This is a genomic window from Lysinibacillus sp. BPa_S21 (assembly GCF_023337795.1).
Lineage (GTDB): Bacteria > Bacillota > Bacilli > Bacillales_A > Planococcaceae > Lysinibacillus.
On sequence record NZ_JALIRS010000010.1, the window covers coordinates 19,704 to 39,001 of the forward strand.

Consider the following 19,298-nt stretch of genomic DNA (forward strand, 5'->3'; position numbering starts at 1 on the left):
TCTGTTTTTTTGATAGAATAAAAGTAAGATAGAGGTATTTAACTTCTTTTAGTAATTATTTTCTGTAGCGAAAGCAAAGTGTCAGCTACAAGTTTTTCAAAGTGAAACGGCAGTTACAAGTGTTTTTTGTACCAAAAGCGTAGCGACAGGTACAGAAGTCTGGTAATGAATGCGGGTTTAAGTTACTTTTCGGCGGGTGTCCAAACATCCGCTGAAATAGAGGAACTCAGTCTAAGAACGCCACGTCCTGTGGTAATGACTGAGTGACCAACATCAGTGCTGTTGCTGACGCTTCGCTTTAGCACAGACAGAACCAGTTGCTGGCGCTGCGTTAGCATTACGCTTTCGCGCAAAAAACATCTGTTGGCCTAAAGCCTCCGGCGGATGTCACGGATTCGGAAAGGAATTAATAAAAGGATGTTAGTTTAAAATCATCGCATTCATGTGATGACGGCTAACTGACCTGTATCCCACAAAGCCGAATCCGGACACAATTATGCCGAGGCATAATTGATCAGTGATTTTACAAATGATTTGTCAAAGTGAACTTTGGTAGATGAAAGCAGGTGCTTTTAAATGGGTAGAATTATAGCAATCGCCAATCAAAAGGGTGGCGTAGGAAAAACAACGACATCGGTCAATTTGAGCGCTTGTCTAGCATATCTAGGGAAGAAAGTGCTCCTTATCGATACGGATCCGCAAGGAAATACAACAAGTGGACTGGGTGTTAACAAAGGAGATCTTCAGGGCTGTATTTATGATGTGTTAATTGATGATGAAAACGTTGAAAATGTCATTCAACAAACAAATGTTGAAAACCTAGCAATTGTTCCAGCAACCATTTCACTAGCAGGAGCAGAGATTGAATTAGTTTCGACAATTTCCAGAGAAGTACGTTTAAAGCATGCACTTCAAGATGTAAAAGAAGAATATGATTATATTATTATTGATTGCCCACCTTCATTAGGGCTTCTAACAATTAATGCTTTAACTGCTTCGGATGCGCTTATTATTCCTGTGCAATGCGAATATTACGCATTAGAGGGGCTAAGTCAGTTGTTATCAACTGTCCGTTTAGTGCAAAAACATTTAAATCAGCAATTATATATTGATGGAGTATTGTTAACGATGCTTGATGCACGAACAAACCTAGGCCTACAAGTTATTGATGAAGTAAAAAAATATTTTCAAGATAAAGTATACAAAACAATTATTCCTCGTAATGTGCGATTAAGTGAGGCTCCAAGTCATGGGCAGCCAATTATCATTTATGACGCAAAATCAAGAGGTGCGGAAGTGTATTTAGAGATGGCGAGGGAAGTGATCAAAAATGGCTAAAGGTTTAGGAAGAGGCATAAGTGCGTTATTTCCTGGGGAGTCTTTAGAACAAAGTGGGCAAGTGGAAGAAATACAATTAGAACTTATCGTTGCAAACCCATTTCAGCCTCGTAAAATTTTCGATGAAGAAGCGTTGCAGGAATTGGCTGACTCTATACAGGAACATGGTATTTTACAACCAATTGCCGTACGGAAAAAAGGACGTAAATATGAAATCGTTGCTGGGGAACGCCGATATCGTGCAACTCAATTAGCAGGGTTAGAGGTTATTCCAGCTATTATAAAAGAGCTATCAGATGCGCAAATGATGGAACTAGCGATTTTAGAAAATCTACAGCGTGAAGATCTGACAGTTATTGAAGAGGCTGAGGCCTATCAAAGCTTGATGGAAAACTTACATTTAACACAAGAGGAGCTATCCAAAAGATTAGGGAAAAGCAGACCGCATATTGCTAATCATGTTCGTTTACTTGCACTACCTGAGGATGTTCGTGAGTTTATGAACGATGGAACATTATCGATGGGACAAGGACGAGCCTTACTTGGTTTGAAAAATAAAAGAAGAATATCCGAAGTGGCTAATAAGGTCATTCAACAAGGTTTAAATGTGCGGCAAGTCGAAATGTTAGTGCACAACTTAAATGAGGAAGTTTCACGTGAAACAACTCAACCAAAGAAAAAGGATATATATGTTGCAGCTAAGGAATCACAATTACGTGATTATTTCGGTACAAATGTACAAATTAGGAAAACGAATAATAAAGGGAAAATAGAAATTGAATTTTACTCTGAAGATGATTTAGAACGTATTTTAGAAATACTAAATTTGCAGGAAGAGTAAGAGAAATATCGATAATATAATCTGAGCGCCGAATTGCAGGGCGCTCTCTATTTTTATAGAGAGAAGGAAGGTTGGGACGTGGTATTACTAGGAGCATTCATTAACGCCTTGCTTATTATGGCTGGTGCATTGGTAGGACGCATTTTTAAAAATATTCCTGAATCGATGAAGACCACTGTATTATCGATTATCGGTTTAGCAGTTGCACTTTTAGGGATTAAAATGGGCTTTGAAAGTGATAATTTTATTATTTTAATGATAAGTTTAGTCATAGGTACTGTAATTGGTGAGTGGTTAGATTTAGATAAGCAAATGAATAGAGTTGGAAAATGGGTAGAATCTCTATTCAGTAAAAATCGTACTAATAACAATCAAATTGGCATAGCAGAAGGTTTTGTATCAGCTTCTTTAATATTTGTAGTTGGCTCGATGGGCGTCATTGGTGCACTCGATAGTGGTCTGCGTAACGATCATAATGTACTGATTACGAAAGGATTAATCGATGGATTTATATCGATCATATTAGCATCTACCTTAGGGATTGGCGTGCTATTATCTGCATTACCTGTATTCGTCTATCAAGGATTAATTGCACTTTTTGCAGGTGTTATCAGCTCTTTTATACCAGATGACGCATTACAAATGTTTATTCATGAAATGACTGCAGTGGGTGGTGTTATGATTTTTGCTATTGGTTTAAATATAGCAGGCTTAACTAAGATCAAAGCTGCTAACTTGTTGCCAGGTATCATCGTTGTCGGTATTGTGGTTGCTATCTTCTATACTTTTCAGTGAGTAACGATGTGCAGCGAGCAAAAGAGCTCTTGAAAGTTTTTCAGCCATTGCATAGGAAATATGCAGTCTTGTATTTTGTAAAACGAGCATTTCCATAAAGCCTCCAACATTGACGATCCCCTTAATGGAAATGTCACCGATTGGGGGTAATTGTTTTTTTACAGCTTTTCCTGGAAAAATAGGTCCATTCTGTACAGAAATATGTCCAACATTTTGTTCACTACCAAGACATGCATCAATCGCAATAATGAAAGGTTTTATAGTATGATTGTGTAGCTGTTGCATTGTAGTGTCTAAATTAAGAGCATGCAAAGGATTGTCTAAAGAGCCTACAATCTCATATGGAAAACTAACTGACTTTTTTAGAAAGCTACCTGTTAACGGCCCAAGCGTATCACCTGTACAACGGTCACTTCCAATACAACAGAAAATAAGGCGTTTATGATGAAAGGGTATATGTTCTAAAAATAATGTACTTAATTGCCAAACGGTATTTTTACTTTCATGATGAAGAGAATAAGGAAGTAACAATTTTGGTATAGTATTCATAAAAAAACTCGCTTTCCTTTTTATTTGTAAGAAGTGCTCGATTTTTATGCAGTATACGCAAATTTTTAGCAAGTTATTCAAGAGGTGGTAATAATGGATTGGTTTAGTGAAAGAGTATTAAAAAACAGTTGGAACAAGCTAATGTCAGAGGAGCTTTGGATAAATGTAACAATAGTTTCTGTTAAGATTATTATTATCTTGATTGCATCGTGGCTAGCTGTACGATTAGGAAAAAAGTTTATTAAAAAAGTGTTTTTAATGCGTATGCGTTCACCTTTAGACCATTCGGAACGTCGACAAAAAACAATTTCGAAATTATTACAAAGCGTCATTACCTATGTGGTTTATTTTTCAGCAATTGTTGCTATTCTCTCGCTCTTAGAGATTAGGATAGCAGGGTTATTAGCTGGAGCAGGGATTGTTGGTTTAGCAATTGGTTTTGGTGCACAAAGCTTAGTGAAGGATGTCATTACTGGATTCTTTATTATTTTTGAAGATCAATTTGGTGTTGGCGATTATATAAAAATAAATGCAGCTGAAGGAACGGTTGTAGAAATTGGTTTACGTACGACAAAGATTAATGGTTCTACAGGAGAGCAGTTTATTATTCCGAATGGTTCGATTGGTGATGTTGTCAATTACTCTGTTAACAACTCTAAAATTTATATAGATTTACAAATGACGACGGATGCCAATTTTGAAAGAGCGGAATCTATTATTAAAAAGTATTTAGAAACTTTACCTGATATTCATAAGGAACTTGTAGCAGTACCTGTCTTTTTAGGTGTACAAAATGTTAAGGGTACAGAGGTAACGATTCGTATAGCCGCAGAAACATTACCACAACAACAACATGGAGTGGGCCGTACTATTCGTCGTGATGTTACAAAACTCTTTGAAGAAAATAATATACCAATGGCTCAGCCGAAAATGATGTTCTACGGTGTTAATGGAAAAGACGAGGGGAATGGTGAATAAAATGGAAGCGAAGCAATTTGGTCTAAATGATATTGTTGAAATGAAAAAGCAACATCCATGTGGCACAAATAAGTGGAAAATTATTCGAATGGGTGCAGATGTGCGTATTAAATGTGAAGGCTGTCAGCATAGCGTCATGATTCCACGCCGAGAATTTGAGAAAAAAATGAAAAAGGTTTTAATGTCGGCTAGTGAAGACTAGTTTCATGTGTATTAGACTTTTTATGAGTGAATCAATATAATAGATAGGGTTATACAGTGATTCATCAGTGAGGGCGTTCTGAAACCTCACAGTATCCGTTAGTACGGGAAATAAGAGCAAATTTGAACAGATCATAGAAAGGTTGTGTCCATTCATGGCATTAACAGCTGGAATCGTTGGTTTACCTAACGTCGGAAAATCAACATTATTTAACGCAATTACAAAAGCGGGCGCATTGGCTGCAAACTATCCATTCGCAACAATCGATCCGAACGTCGGTATTGTTGAAGTACCAGATGCACGTTTAGATAAATTAACAGAATTAGTAACACCTAAAAAAACAGTACCTACAGCATTTGAGTTCACAGATATTGCTGGGATCGTAAAAGGCGCTTCAAAGGGTGAAGGGTTAGGGAACAAATTCCTTGCGCATATTCGTGAAGTAGATGCAATTTGCCAAGTTGTACGTTGTTTTGTTGATGAAAACATTACGCACGTATCAGATGAAGTGGATCCGATTGATGATATTGAGGTTATTAACTTAGAGCTTGCACTAGCCGATTTAGAATCTGTTGATAAGCGATTACAACGTGTCGGCAAAATGGCAAAGCAAAAAGACAAAGAAGCAATGATTGAAGAACCAATTCTTTTAAAAGTTAAAGAACAATTAGAAAACGGTCGACCAGCACGTGCTGCAGAGCTTTCTGATGACGAGCTAAAGGTTATTAAAGGACTTCATCTTTTAACAATTAAACCTATGCTTTATGTGGCAAACGTTTCAGAAGATGAAGTAGCTGACGCAGATAATAACGAATTTGTGCAAAAGGTACGTGAGTATGCAGCTGCTGAAGGAGCTCAAGTTATCACAATTTGTGCAAAAATCGAAGAAGAAATTTCTGAGCTTGATGATGAAGAAAAAGCAATGTTCTTAGAAGAACTAGGCATTAAAGAATCTGGTTTAGATCAATTAATCCGTACGTCATATGATTTACTAGGACTAGCAACTTATTTCACTGCTGGAGTACAAGAGGTACGTGCATGGACGTTCCGTAAAGGTATGAAGGCACCACAATGTGCTGGAGTTATTCATACAGACTTTGAACGTGGATTTATTCGTGCAGAAACAGTTGCTTTCGATGATTTAGTTGAAGCTGGTTCTCAACCTGCTGCTAAAGAAGCTGGTAAAGTACGTCTTGAAGGTAAAGAGTATGTTGTACAAGACGGCGATATTATGTTATTCCGTTTTAATGTGTAAAATACAAAAAGGCAATCTTTATGGGATTGCCTTTTTTGTATATATACTTATCTGAATTTTCGATCAGGAGGTTAGTATGAGCATATTACAAATAAAAGAGCGTGGTTTAGAAATTGAGCAGCTAGGTAGACTACCGGAAGATATATTAGAGCTTATTTATGAGCATCAATTGTTTAAGTTATTCACAGCCAAGGAATTAGGCGGCCAAGATTTAGATTTACTAAAGGGCATGAAAGTATTCCAAGAGATGTCTGCACTTGATGGTAACTTTGGTTGGCTTGTCACAATAGGGACAGGGGGGAACGCGTTTATTCCAACATTGAACAAAGAGGTTTGTGAAAAAATATTTTCACCAAGAAATGCAGTCATAGCAGGTAGTGGATATCCTACAGGTATAGCCATACAAATAGATGAGGGATATAGCGTAACAGGTCAATGGAAGTATTGTAGTGGGGCAGATTATGCTACAACTTTTACGATGAATTGCTTTGTTGAGAAAGAGGGTATTAGAACAGATGAAATAATTAGTTGCTCCGTAAATAGTGATCATGTAGAAGTTTTAAATGATTGGCGAGCAATGGGTTTAAAAGCGACTGCTAGTCATACGATCCGAGTGCAAAATGTTTGGGTGCCTCAAGAGGATACGTTCCAATTGGGTACAATGAAAAACACGTATGGGAATGCGGTACATAGTTTTCCGTTTGGTGCATTTGCAGAAGCTTCTTTTTTAAGTGTTTGCCTTGGAATAACAGAAAATTTCTTAGAAGAGGCGTCTATTTTAGTGAAGCAAAGAAGCCTTGATTCAAGTCGTGCCGAACATATGGGGGCAATACAATTTTTATTGATGCAGCAACAAAAGAACTTTAGACAGCTTGAAGAGCGGTTTTATGCAATGTTGCATGAATACTGGCAAAAACATCAAGAAGGTCATGAGTTGGCGGATGAAGAACTACAGCAATTTTCACTCATGAGTAAAGACGTTGCAGCAGCTTGTGTAGATATTGCTAATAGCTTAATCCGTAGGCTTGGTATGGATGCAATTACAGAGACCTCTTCGATAAATCGTATTTGGAGAAATTTATATACAGCTGCACAGCATGGTTTTATAACACCTTAAAATTGTATAAAAATTAGAATCTGCTTGGAGCTAAGCAGATTCTATATGTATGTGACTCAAAGCTTTTTCTTTTCCTCGGGCATATATACATAAAGCTTAGGTAAATGAGGATCATCCTGTATGAACGCATTCTTTGGATATTTGCGCAATTCTTTATACATGGAGAAATCCCCTACTGCCCCAGCTATTAAAAAAGCTCCCACCAATATTAAAACAGTACTATTAAAGTAGAAACCAGCCAGTGTCGGAAGAACTCCAGTTGTCCAGAATGGCAGTAATAAAGCCTTTTTCATGGCATGATTCGGTAAACGTTGGTCGGTTGTTGCGTACGCAATGCCAAGCTCTAAATTCAAGCCATATTTTAACGATTTAGCGGGCACGCCTCCAAAGACCATAAAGCCAATTAAATGAAAGGCCTCATGTAAGACAATGAAAACAATATACAGAATGGCAAAAAGAATGGACCCAACAATCATATTCCAAAATGAATAATCAAAATCTTTAAAGCAAATATATTGGATAGCCACAAATAATATGACAAGACCACTTGTGATAACAATATTGTCCATCATTAGTTTTTTTATATCTAACTCTATGACGATTGGTTCTTGATCAGGTAGCATGGAGATCCTCCTTTCATGAATTAAGTTCATTATATAGAATGAATTGTTAGTTTGCGACTTGAAAGACATGTATCTATATGTTACAATTCATTGATGTGAGTAATAATTATTACTTGCTCCTTGCTCCCTATTATAGGAGAGCCTAAGTCCATAAGGAGGTGTAAACAGATGAGAAAATACGAATTAATGTACATCGTACGTCCGAACATTGAAGACGAAGCGAAGAAAGCTTTAGTTGAACGTTTCAACGAAATCTTAACTTCTAACGGTGCAGAAGTCATCGAATCAAAAGAGTGGGGCAAACGCCGCTTAGCTTATGAAATTCAAGACTTCCGCGAAGGTTTCTACCAAATCGTGAAAGTAAACGCTCCTTCAGAAGCAATCAACGAATACACTCGTCTTGCTAACATTAGCGAAGATATCATTCGTCACATTGCAGTTCGCGAAGAAGCATAATCATTTATTTTTAACAAAATGCTGAAAAAGGAGGTTGCATTTCTGATGATAAACCGTGTCGTATTAGTTGGAAGACTAACAAAGGATCCTGAGCTACGCTATACGCCTAATGGTATTGCGTCTACAAGATTTACAGTTGCTGTGAATCGAACATTCTCAAACCAACAAGGTGATCGCGAAGCTGATTTCATTAGCTGTGTTGCTTGGCGCAAACAGGCTGAAAACTTAGCGAACTTCATGCGAAAAGGAAGTTTGATTGGAGTGGAAGGTCGCATCCAAACAGGTAGCTATGAAGGACAAGATGGTAAACGAGTATACACAACAGATGTAGTGGCAGATAGCGTACAGTTTTTAGAGCCTCGTAATTCTAGCGGTGCTCCTGCTCCTCAATATGGTGGGCAGAATACTTACGGTAATAATCAACCGTCATATGGCGGTGGACAACCACAGCAACAGTTTGGTGGTGCTATGCCAGGGCAGGGTTCATTTGGCGGCGATGCTTATCAGCAAAATCAACCACCTATGAATCAGCCGAATTATACACGTGTAGATGAGGATCCATTTGCTAATAGCAAAGGACCAATAGAAGTATCTGAGGATGATTTACCATTCTAATACTTCTAAAATAAAAAATGATAAGGAGGAGACATACTATGGCACCACGTCGCGGAGGCCGCAAACGCCGTAAAGTTTGCTACTTCACTTCAAACAACATTACGCATATCGATTATAAAGATGTGGATTTATTAAAAAAATTCATCTCTGAGCGCGGTAAAATCTTACCACGTCGCGTAACTGGCACAAGTGCAAAGTACCAACGTAAATTAACTTCTGCTATCAAAGTATCTCGTATCATGGGATTACTTCCATTCGTTGCAGAAGATAAATAAGATATAAATAAAGGCACAACAAGGTTTAATCGCTTTGGTTGTGCTTTTTTTATTTGTAAAAATGGAATTACTAATCTTGTAACCGCAATATGGAGATTTTATAAGGGGGGACTCTTGTAAATAACATAGGTAGGGGAATCGAGAGTGGATATCCCAACTATGGTAATATTGTTTGTTTTATAGCTCACATCACAAAAGATGAGTATGGTTAAAATACATGTCAGGTTGATTGGAGTGCGAGACCAGATGCCCCATGGTGAGCTTGGTTGATCTCAGTAATTGCTCTATAAATTACCGTTTGCTATTATGATGAGAATTTATTACACTCTAGATAGACATGAATAAAGAAAAGATGAAATGTTAGAGATTGAGAAACAATCGACTATGGACATTTTTAAAAACAAAACGGCTTATAATCATTTGGATTAAAAGCCTTTTTTCATGTATTAGTAACTGTTGTAAGTTGCTTTTTTTATTGTTGGAAAAATTTTAAAAAAATATATAGAAGAACATAATTAATGATGAATTTGTTATGATTTTTCGGTAAAAAATCTCCTATATAGTAATGTATTTTACGCCTTTAGTCATTGGATCTACAAAATTAATGGCAAAGCATTTCAGTTGTTCTAGCGTTTTTTGTTCAATAACCTGAAAAAATGGTACAATAAAGGTCAGTAAGTTTGACTGAAAAAAAGGAAGGTTTTCAATGCCGAATAATCAAACAAAGGCGCTTGTACAAGGCTCAATGATGGTCGCAATCTTTACGATTCTAATGCTTATTTCTGCATATATACCATTCATATTTATAGTAAGTCTAATATTTGCTCCACTACCGATTGCTTGGTATAGCGCAAATTACAAGCGTGCATCATCAATATTTGTAGCAATAGTAGGGTGTATCTTAACCACTTTAACGAGTGGCATAACTATGTTACCATTTGCCTTTATTTTGGCATTACTTGGTGTCGTTATAGGAAGTGCAATTAATCAAAAGAAGAGCAAACTTTACCTATTCATGTCATCTGGGATTGCTGTTCTTCTGTCAATGGCGGTTGTCTATGTAGCCTATGTTCAATTTGCTGGTATCAATATCATTAACATGAGCACAGAGCTTTTACGCGATAGTTATGAGCAATCAAATGAACTTGCAAAAACGATGACAGGTCAAGAAGCGTTTCAGCCAGAGCTAATTGAGGCTCTGTTAAAAACAGTTGAGCTGACAATACCTGCAACAGTAACACTTTCTGCATTTATGACAGCATTTATTATCATAACGTTAAATTTACCTGTATTAAAACGTCTTGGTTTAGACGTACCGAGATTTGCATCATTCCAAAATATGCGTCTACCCCGATCTATTTTATGGTATTACATGATTGTTTTATGCGTAAATTTATTTATGCGTCCAGAATCTGGATCTACAGTAGATATGATTGTGTTAAATGTTTCTTATATTTTATGGATGTTATTAATCCTGCAGGGTATTTCCTTTTTACATTACTTTATTTCTAAAAAGGAGCTGCCTAATGGTGTCAAATGGATCGCTACTTTGTTAGCCTTACCACTATCATCCTTTATGATATTGCTAGGTATCGTAGATTTAGGTTTCGACGTACGTTCACTTGTGAAGGGGAAAACTAAAGAATAAGGGGCTGATGTAATGGGGACTTTTAGAAAACGACCAATCCGCTATCCGCTTTTTGTTCTTTCCATTTTTGGCATTGTAACGTTCGTGCTTCTATGTATTTGGAATATCGGGATAGGTATTGGTTATGGAATAGGTTTTGTTCTATTAATGGCCTATACGTGGAAGGTAGAAAAGATTACCTTTGATGAGACAGAAAAACATATTGAATCTATCTCTTTCCGTATGAAAAAAGTGGGGGAAGAGGCATTACTAGAAATGCCAATTGGGATTTTACTTGTCAATGATCAATATGAAATAGAATGGTCGAATCCATATATGCAGGGCGTTTTAAATATGGAGAATTTAGTAGGTGAAGGAATCGTTAATATATCTGATGACATTTACGTGCTAATGAAGACCGAGGAGACAAACGAAGATACGATTACGCTTCGTGATCGTAAATATCGAGTTTATTATAAAAAAGAAGAGAATTTACTATATTTCTTTGATATCACTGAGCAGATAGCTATTGAAAAACAATACTATGCAGATCGTACAGTTATTGCAATTTTATTTGTTGATAATTATGACGAAATTACGCAAGCAATGGATGACCAACCACGTAGTTTAACGAATACGATGGTGACCTCAATTGTCAATGATTGGGCTGCTGAGCAAGGGATATTTGTGAAACGAATATCATCCGACCGTTTTTTAGCTGTCTTAAACGAATCCATTTTAATGGAGCTTGAGAAGAAGAAATTTGCCATTTTAGATACAATTCGAGAAAAAACAGCGCAAAAAAATATGTCATTAACATTAAGTATTGGTGTTGGCGCAGGATCATCTTCATTAATGGAGCTTGGTGAACTAGCACAATCAAGTCTAGATCTTGTTTTAGGTCGTGGCGGTGATCAGGTAGCCATCAAGCAACCTACAGGAAAACTAAAATTCTATGGCGGGAAAACGAATCCTGTCGAGAAACGTACACGCGTTAGAGCACGTGTTATTTCCCACGCTCTACGAGACCTAATTCAGGATAGTGACCAAGTATTTGTTATGGGACATAAAAATCCTGATATGGACTCAATTGGTGCCTCTGTTGGTGTACGTAAAATGGCACAAATGAATGATGTGAAGGGCTATGTGATCATAAATTATGACGAATTAAACGGAAGTGTAACACGTTTAATGAACGAAATTGAGAGTAAATCGGATTTCTATGAAAATTTCCTAACACCAGAGGAAGCTGCGGCAAGAATGACAGAAAAATCATTGCTTGTTATAGTCGATACGCATAAACCAGATTTAGTCATTGAGTCACAGCTTTTGAAGTTGGCTGAAAAAGTTGTGGTAATTGATCACCATCGTCGAAGTGAGGATTTTATAGAAAATCCAACGCTTGTTTATATGGAGCCATATGCATCATCTACAGCAGAGCTTGTAACAGAGTTACTCGAGTATCAACCAAAACGTGCGAAGATTAATATGCTAGAGGCTACGGCATTGCTGGCAGGAATTATTGTTGATACGAAGAGTTTTACTTTGCGGACAGGAGCCCGTACGTTTGAAGCGGCGTCTTATTTACGGACAAATGGTGCCGATACAGTGTTAGTACAACGATTATTAAAAGAAGATGTCGATACGTATATCGAGCGTTCTAAAATAGTGCAAACTGTTAAGTTCGTGAAGCCTGGTATTGCTATTGCTGTAGGTGAGGAAGCGAAAGTGTATGACTCGGTACTTATTGCGCAAACAGCAGACATTTTACTAACAATGAAGGATGTTGGTGCTTCCTTTGTCATTGCACATCGTTCAGATGGCAAAATCGGCATAAGTGCAAGATCACTTGGCGAGGTAAACGTGCAGCTTGTGATGGAAAAGCTAGGCGGCGGCGGGCATTTAACGAATGCAGCTTGCCAAGTCGAATCAAATTCCATTGCTGGAGTAAAAAAATATTTAGAAGAGGCCATAAATGAGGTACTCGAGGGGAGTTCTGAATCATGAAAGTAGTATTTTTAAAAGATGTTAAAGGAAAAGGGAAAAAAGGAGAAATAAAAAATGTAGCGGACGGCTACGCACAAAACTTCTTAATTAAAAATGGCTATGCTGCTGAAGCAAATGCACAAGCATTAAGTCAATTAGAAGGTCAAAAAAAATTAGAAGCTAAAAATGCTGCTGCAGAATTAGCTGAAGCGAAAGCATTAAAAGAAAAATTAGAAGCTTTAACAGTAGAACTAAAAGCAAAATCAGGTGAAGGTGGTCGCCTATTTGGTTCAGTATCTTCAAAGCAAGTTGCCGATGCACTTCAAAAAACGCATGGCATAAAAATTGATAAACGTAAAATGACTTTAAGTGATGGAATTCGTGCGCTAGGCTTTACAAATGTACCTGTAAAACTACATCATGAAGTATCTGCAACATTAAAAGTTCATGTAACGGAAGAATAAGGGGCGACGATCCATGAACGAACCGATGATGGACCGCGTTCCACCGCATAACCGGGAAGCGGAGCAATCGGTTATCGGTGCAATTTTTCTTGATCCTCAATCGTTAATCACTGCGTCTGAAATTTTACTAGCAGATGATTTTTATCATAATGCACATAAGCAAATTTTCGAAACGATGCTACGTTTGAGTGATCAAGGAAAAGCGATAGATGTCGTAACAGTTACTGAAGAATTATCAGCTAAAAAAGAAATTGAGGATGTTGGCGGGCTATCGTATTTACTAGAGCTCGCCAATGCTGTCCCTACAGCTGCTAACGTCGCACACTATGCGAAAATTGTCGAAGAAAAGGCCTTATTGCGTCGTTTAATTCGCGTCGCTACTAAAATAGTAGAAGATGGCTATACTCGTGAAGATGAGGTAGAGGCATTACTAGGTGAAGCAGAGAAGAAAATGATGGAGGTAGCCAATCGTAAAAATGCGGGTGACTTTAAGCATGTAAAAGACGTATTGGTGGAAACCTTTGATAACATCGAAAAGCTTCAATCCCAAAAGGGTGATGTTACAGGTATTCCGACAGGCTTCCGTGACTTAGACAATATAACAGCTGGCTTCCAGCGTAACGATTTGATTATTGTTGCTGCACGTCCATCTGTAGGGAAAACAGCCTTTGCATTGAATGTTGCACAAAGTGTTGCCGTTCAAGCAAGGGAAAATGTTGCAATCTTCTCCTTAGAGATGGGTGCTGAGCAGCTAGTTATGCGTATGCTTTGTGCCGAGGGAAATATAGATGCACAAGTTTTACGTACAGGTGCTTTAACAACGGAAGATTGGGGTAAACTAACTATGGCAATGGGGAGTTTATCGAATTCAGGGATTTTCATTGATGATACACCAGGTGTACGTATCAATGAAATTCGCGCAAAATGCCGACGTTTAGCACAGGAGCACGGGCTCGGTATGATTTTGATCGACTATTTACAGCTTATTCAGGGTAGTGGTAAGCCAGGGGAGAACCGTCAGCAAGAAGTATCTGAGATTTCACGTTCATTAAAAGGATTAGCGCGTGAATTAAAGGTCCCAGTCATTGCATTATCACAGCTATCTCGTGGTGTTGAGCAACGTCAAGATAAACGACCTATGATGAGTGACTTGCGTGAATCGGGAAGTATTGAGCAAGATGCTGATATTGTTGCCTTCTTATATCGTGATGATTATTACGATAAAGAGTCCGAGAGTAAAAATATGATTGAAATTATTATTGCTAAACAACGTAACGGTCCAACAGGTACAGTTACACTCGCTTTTAAAAAAGAATTCAATAAATTCATTAATGTGGACTGGTCGCAAATGCCACCACCGCCTCCACGTGATTAAATATGTATTTGGTTCATCATCAATAGTGAGAGATGACATTAGTTAAAACGTATGCCATGTAGGAGTGCCTAGTTTGAACGGAAATCGACCTCACGCTATGTTGACCAAAATACTGATTAAAAAAGAGGAACATAACGTTTGCGAGTATACCAAGACAGAATAAATCTGAATGTTAGATAATATTCATACCATTCTGTTATTAAACACGAACGTTGAATCATATTTTTTGATTTTACGTTCGTGTTTTTAAGTATTTTTGTTGACTAGGCGTTTCTATCATTGTTACAATAATTAACGGCTTAAAAATTGAGATACAAATCGTATCTAACGGAGGTGCTGACTATGACATCAGTTGTAGTTGTAGGAACACAGTGGGGAGACGAAGGAAAAGGTAAAATTACGGATTTCCTTTCACAAAAAGCCGATGCAATCGCTCGTTTTGCAGGCGGTGATAATGCTGGACATACTATTAAATTTGATGGCGAAACTTATAAGTTACATTTAATTCCATCAGGTATTTTCTATAAAGAAAAAACTTCAGTAATCGGAAATGGCCTAGTTGTTAATCCAAAGTCATTAGTGACTGAACTTAGAGGTTTACAAGAGCGTGGCATTGATACAGATAATTTACGAATTTCTAATCGTGCACATGTTATTTTGCCATATCATATAAAACAAGATATCGCTGATGAGGAAAGCCGTGGCGATCAAAAAATTGGTACGACTTGTAAAGGGATTGGACCATGTTATCAGGATAAAGTAGCACGTATCGGTATCCGTATGGCTGATTTACTAGACAAGGATGTATTTGAAGAAAAACTACGTCAAAATTTAGCAATTAAAAATAAGTTATTTGAGAAATTTTACGAAGTTGAAGGCGTAACATTCGAAGAAATTTTCGAAGAATATTACAACTATGGACAAGAAATCGCAAAATATGTAACAGACACATCGAAAATCCTAAATGATGTATTAGATGAAGGCGGCAAAGTGTTATTTGAAGGAGCACAAGGTATTTTACTTGATGTCGATCAAGGTACGTACCCATTTGTAACATCTTCAAATCCTGTTGCCGGTGGAGTAGCAATCGGCGCTGGCGTTGGTCCATCACGAGTTACAAGTGTTATTGGTGTCTCTAAAGCCTATACATCTCGTGTTGGTGATGGTCCGTTCCCAACTGAATTATTCGATGAAGTGGGCCAACAAATTCGCGAAGTTGGTCGTGAATACGGTACAACAACTGGCCGTCCACGTCGTGTAGGTTGGTTTGATACGGTAGTAGTACGTCACTCACGCCGAGTAAGTGGTATTACGCATCTTGCGCTTAACTCAATTGATGTTTTATCTGGCTTAGAAACAGTTAAAATTTGTACAGCGTATAAATATAAAGATGAAACGATTACTGAATATCCAGCAAATCTTCATATTATTGAACAATGTGAACCAATCTATGAAGAGCTTCCAGGCTGGTCAGAAGATGTTACAGGCTGCAAAACATTAGAAGAGCTACCTGAGAATGCACGTCGCTATGTAGAACGCGTGAGTGAATTAACTGGTATTGAAATTGCTACTTTCTCTGTTGGTCCTGCACGTGAACAAACGAACGTTTTAGTGGACGTTTGGGAAGCATAATAATTGAAATTAAAAAAGGACGTGCCATACGGTACGTCCTTTTTTTATACCAAATCTCTTTGCTGTTGCTGAATTTTTAGGTGAGAGATGACTTATTGCCCGTTAATGCAGGATATATTTTATGTATTCGAAAGTAGATGTTATGTTACATTTGAAGAAGCTATACTTTGCAAAGACATCTGTTACTGTCGCTTCGCTTTCGTACAAAGACAACTGTTACAACCTCTATTATTTCGCATATTAGAGTGATATGCAGAAGATACGCTAAGTGAAATAGGTGATAGGAGTGAAGACTGAGCGACTCCTTGGGGATCAGCGATATAGAGGAACGAAGGCTAAAAGCATCACGTCCTGTGATAACGCCTTCGTGACCAACATCCTATTGGCCCGAGACCCTGCAGCGAGCAACGCGAGTGAAGTGGCTCATCGGACGCCCCCAGGAGGCTTTGCTCTGTGCGAAAGCGAAGCGGCAGCAACAATGTTTTATCTGTAGCGAAAGCGAAGCGCCAGCTACAAAGCGCTCAGTCGGAACGGAGATCACCCCCATTTTGTGCAAAAAAGCCAAATTTAATGTCGTAGAGGTTATAGTTTTTTAGTAATATTAAAGAGGCGTGCCATATGCGGTACGCCCTTTTTTGTCATTAGTGAATATCTCTCTTCTTGAAGCGACCACCTTTAACCTCTGCTATATTACCGATTGCTAGGAATGCATGATCATCAATTTCAGCGACAATTGTTTTAAGCTTGGATTCCTCTAATCGGGTAATGACGGTAAAAATAACTTTTTTATCGTTACCTGTATAAGCACCCTCACCATATAGGAAGGTTACGCCACGACCAAGTCTATCCATAATGGTCTGCCCAATTTCATCAATTTCATCACTAATGATATAAACGGATTTTGATTCCTCCATCCCTTGAATAACAATGTCAATGGTTTTATAGGCGATATAGTATGCCAAGATAGAGTACATGGCTTGTTCCCATGTGAATACAAACCCCGCTACCGCAAAGATGAGTAAATTAAAGAACATAATAATTTCACCAACGGAGAACGGTGTTTTTCTATTAAATAAAATAGCTAAAATTTCTGTCCCATCTAATGAACCACCATAACGAATGACGATACCGACACCAATACCTAAAATCATGCCTCCAAAAACTGTGGCCAATAGCGTATCTTGAGTAAATGAGTTTAGATTATGTAAAAAAAGCGTTGTTAATGAGAGAACTGTAATTCCGAGTCCTGTGGAAAGTGCAAAGGTTTTACCGATTTGTTTATAACCTAAAAAGATAAAAGGTAAGTTTAAAATGAAGATGAAAATACCAAGAGGTAAATTTAATAAATGAGAAGTGATAATGGAAACACCTACGATTCCACCATCCATAATGTGGTTTGGTACTAAAAATAGCTCTAGCCCCAGTGCCATAATAACAGCACCTAATGCTACCATAATGGTCCTAATTATAAGTTTACGAACGGTATTCTTACTTTGGGGTTTCCTTCCTTTAGGGGTTATTTCAGAGGTTTGCTTTTGCAAATCATTCAAATTAATCACTCCATTCAACTAGTACTTCTTACCTCTATTTTATCAGAATATTAAAAAAGCAAAAAGTCTAAAATTATATTGTCCAATATTTTATTTATAGCCTCGAAAATGGGAAATATGTAACAATCAGTAGAGGATTAATACATTTACATTACAAAAAGGTGAAAAAAGTCGAACCTTATTTTCTTTATGGTACAGTATAGAAGTGAAAAAATTCTATGCGTGTAAATATACTACCATAGATTAAAATTGGAATGGGATTTACGGTAAGCGTACGAGGATTAATCATACCATCGATTTATGGACGCCTATCATCAATTAATGTGCAAGTAGTGAAAAGGGTTCTGTAATAGATATAATGGGCTCTACTGGAGATTCAACAGAACTTTGAAGTGTATAAAAATAGTTCATTAGAAAATCCATGATCTTATGTAGGGCATTAATTAGTTCAAGTAGAAGGCAGTCCAAAATAGGGCTGTCTTTTTGTATATTTTGTATATACAACTATGTTATTTCCCGAGAAATATTTGTCGAAATGTAGTTTAATATAATATCTATAATGTCATAGGATTTAGAATAATGCATAGAAGCTAAAAGCATGGTAGAGTTAGAGTAGTGACTTTAACTAATTTCAGCAAGTGTTTTGGTAGCGAAAGGAAGAGCCTGCTACAAATGTTTTATGTAGCGAAAGTGCAACGGCAGTTACAAAAGCCTCCCACCATAAAGATGGGAGTTGAATGCGAATTGAAGTTATTTTTCAGCAGGTGTCTGCTGAAATAGAGGAACTTAGTTTAAGAACGTCACGTTGGCCCAAAGCTGAATCTGGATGAAATTATGCTAAGGCAAAATGGATAAATACACAATCGTTTAAAAATAGATAAATAGCGAAAGGGAGAGAAAATATGGACAAAACCATTTTAGTTGTTGACGATGAAAAACCAATCGCAGATATTTTACAGTTTAATTTAATAAAAGAAGGTTACAAAGTTATTTGTGCTTATGATGGAGATGAAGCACTAGAGAAGGTTGAGGAAGAGCAACCAGATTTAATGCTTTTAGATATAATGTTACCTAAGCGTGATGGGATGGAAGTTTGTAGAGAAATACGGAAAAAATATGACTTTCCTATCATTATGTTAACCGCAAAAGGCTCTGAGATTGATAAAGTATTAGGATTAGAAATGGGCGCAGATGATTATGTGACAAAGCCATTTAGTACACGTGAGCTTATTGCGCGTGTAAAGGCAAATATGCGTCGCTTACAGGTAGTAGCTCCTACTGCTGAAGAGGTTGAAGAAGAATCCAATGAAATTGTAGTAGGATCCCTTGTTATTCAGCCAGATGCTTACTTAGTATTGAAGCGTGATGAGGCAATTGAATTAACACATAGGGAGTTTGAGCTGTTACATTACTTAGGTAAGCATATTGGTCAAGTAATGACGCGTGAACATTTATTACAAACTGTGTGGGGCTATGACTATTTCGGAGATGTACGAACAGTAGATGTAACAATTCGACGTTTACGGGAAAAAATAGAGGACAATCCTAGTCATCCAGCTTGGATTGTAACACGCCGTGGTGTAGGGTATTATTTACGAAATCCTGAACAGGAGTAAAAAG

19 protein-coding genes are annotated in these 19,298 nt (G+C 37.5%); 16 read left to right on the forward strand and 3 right to left on the reverse strand.

The genetic code is table 11. The annotated features are described in order from the left end of the window. Positions 1-576 precede the first annotated feature (576 nt). The 3 genes from MOK21_RS17690 (at position 577) to MOK21_RS17700 (ending at position 2,974) form a co-directional block, all read left to right on the forward strand. The gene (locus tag MOK21_RS17690; RefSeq protein WP_249075307.1) at positions 577-1,338 is read left to right on the forward strand and encodes a ParA family protein; all 762 of its coding nucleotides are present in this window, start codon (positions 577-579) and stop codon (positions 1,336-1,338) included. Further along, entirely contained in the window at positions 1,331-2,179 is an 849-nt protein-coding gene (locus MOK21_RS17695; protein WP_249075308.1) for a ParB/RepB/Spo0J family partition protein, read from the forward strand. The genes MOK21_RS17690 and MOK21_RS17695 overlap by 8 nt, the downstream gene beginning before the upstream one ends. Positions 2,180-2,257: 78 nt before the next feature. Next, the gene (locus tag MOK21_RS17700; RefSeq protein ID WP_249075309.1) at positions 2,258-2,974 is read left to right on the forward strand and encodes a DUF554 domain-containing protein; all 717 of its coding nucleotides are present in this window, start codon (positions 2,258-2,260) and stop codon (positions 2,972-2,974) included. Here MOK21_RS17700 and yyaC read toward each other — a convergent pair. After that, positions 2,891-3,523 (reverse strand): spore protease YyaC, encoded by a 633-nt coding sequence (gene yyaC / locus MOK21_RS17705; RefSeq protein WP_249075310.1) that lies wholly within the window; start codon positions 3,521-3,523, stop codon positions 2,891-2,893. The genes MOK21_RS17700 and yyaC overlap by 84 nt on opposite strands. A gap of 93 nt (positions 3,524-3,616) precedes the next feature. Between yyaC and MOK21_RS17710 the strand changes: the two genes are divergently transcribed. From MOK21_RS17710 to MOK21_RS17725, 4 genes are all read left to right on the forward strand, one after another. Further along, a complete protein-coding gene (locus MOK21_RS17710) occupies positions 3,617-4,501 on the forward strand; it encodes a mechanosensitive ion channel family protein (protein ID WP_249075311.1) in 885 nt (294 codons plus the stop codon). Between the two features lies 1 nt (position 4,502). Continuing rightward, positions 4,503-4,703, forward strand: coding sequence for a DUF951 domain-containing protein (locus tag MOK21_RS17715; protein WP_249075436.1), 201 nt, complete (start codon positions 4,503-4,505; stop codon positions 4,701-4,703). A gap of 154 nt (positions 4,704-4,857) precedes the next feature. Then, a complete protein-coding gene (gene ychF, locus MOK21_RS17720) occupies positions 4,858-5,958 on the forward strand; it encodes a redox-regulated ATPase YchF (RefSeq protein WP_249075312.1) in 1,101 nt (366 codons plus the stop codon). Positions 5,959-6,034: 76 nt separating this feature from the next. Continuing rightward, positions 6,035-7,075, forward strand: a complete 1,041-nt coding sequence (locus tag MOK21_RS17725; RefSeq protein WP_249075313.1) for an acyl-CoA dehydrogenase family protein — start codon at positions 6,035-6,037, stop codon at positions 7,073-7,075. Between the two features lie 56 nt (positions 7,076-7,131). Here the strand turns inward: MOK21_RS17725 and MOK21_RS17730 are convergent, their stop codons facing one another. Beyond that, entirely contained in the window at positions 7,132-7,698 is a 567-nt protein-coding gene (locus tag MOK21_RS17730; protein ID WP_249075314.1) for a DUF3267 domain-containing protein, read from the reverse strand. A 168-nt stretch (positions 7,699-7,866) separates the two neighbouring features. Here MOK21_RS17730 and rpsF point away from each other — a divergent pair, with 168 nt between their 5' ends. From rpsF to MOK21_RS17770, 8 genes are all read left to right on the forward strand, one after another. Beyond that, complete coding sequence (gene rpsF, locus MOK21_RS17735; protein WP_249075315.1) at positions 7,867-8,154, forward strand: 30S ribosomal protein S6; 288 nt, start codon at positions 7,867-7,869, stop codon at positions 8,152-8,154. A gap of 45 nt (positions 8,155-8,199) precedes the next feature. Then, a complete protein-coding gene (gene ssb, locus MOK21_RS17740) occupies positions 8,200-8,769 on the forward strand; it encodes a single-stranded DNA-binding protein (RefSeq protein WP_249075316.1) in 570 nt (189 codons plus the stop codon). A 38-nt stretch (positions 8,770-8,807) separates the two neighbouring features. Next, the gene (gene rpsR, locus MOK21_RS17745; protein ID WP_004233359.1) at positions 8,808-9,044 is read left to right on the forward strand and encodes a 30S ribosomal protein S18; all 237 of its coding nucleotides are present in this window, start codon (positions 8,808-8,810) and stop codon (positions 9,042-9,044) included. A gap of 706 nt (positions 9,045-9,750) precedes the next feature. Beyond that, on the forward strand, positions 9,751-10,692 hold the full coding sequence (locus tag MOK21_RS17750; protein ID WP_249075317.1) for a YybS family protein: 942 nt from the start codon (positions 9,751-9,753) through the stop codon (positions 10,690-10,692). A 12-nt stretch (positions 10,693-10,704) separates the two neighbouring features. Beyond that, a complete protein-coding gene (locus tag MOK21_RS17755; protein WP_249075318.1) occupies positions 10,705-12,678 on the forward strand; it encodes a DHH family phosphoesterase in 1,974 nt (657 codons plus the stop codon). Beyond that, positions 12,675-13,121, forward strand: coding sequence for a 50S ribosomal protein L9 (gene rplI / locus MOK21_RS17760; protein ID WP_249075319.1), 447 nt, complete (start codon positions 12,675-12,677; stop codon positions 13,119-13,121). The genes MOK21_RS17755 and rplI overlap by 4 nt, the downstream gene beginning before the upstream one ends. Positions 13,122-13,134: 13 nt before the next feature. Then, a complete protein-coding gene (gene dnaB, locus MOK21_RS17765; protein WP_249075320.1) occupies positions 13,135-14,496 on the forward strand; it encodes a replicative DNA helicase in 1,362 nt (453 codons plus the stop codon). Positions 14,497-14,838: 342 nt separating this feature from the next. Further along, positions 14,839-16,128, forward strand: coding sequence for an adenylosuccinate synthase (locus tag MOK21_RS17770; protein WP_249075321.1), 1,290 nt, complete (start codon positions 14,839-14,841; stop codon positions 16,126-16,128). A gap of 641 nt (positions 16,129-16,769) precedes the next feature. Here MOK21_RS17770 and MOK21_RS17775 read toward each other — a convergent pair. Next, complete coding sequence (locus tag MOK21_RS17775) at positions 16,770-17,582, reverse strand: YitT family protein (RefSeq protein WP_249075437.1); 813 nt, start codon at positions 17,580-17,582, stop codon at positions 16,770-16,772. 998 nt (positions 17,583-18,580) lie between these two features. Between MOK21_RS17775 and yycF the strand changes: the two genes are divergently transcribed. Continuing rightward, a complete protein-coding gene (gene yycF / locus MOK21_RS17780; RefSeq protein ID WP_053482923.1) occupies positions 18,581-19,294 on the forward strand; it encodes a response regulator YycF in 714 nt (237 codons plus the stop codon). Positions 19,295-19,298 lie beyond the last annotated feature (4 nt).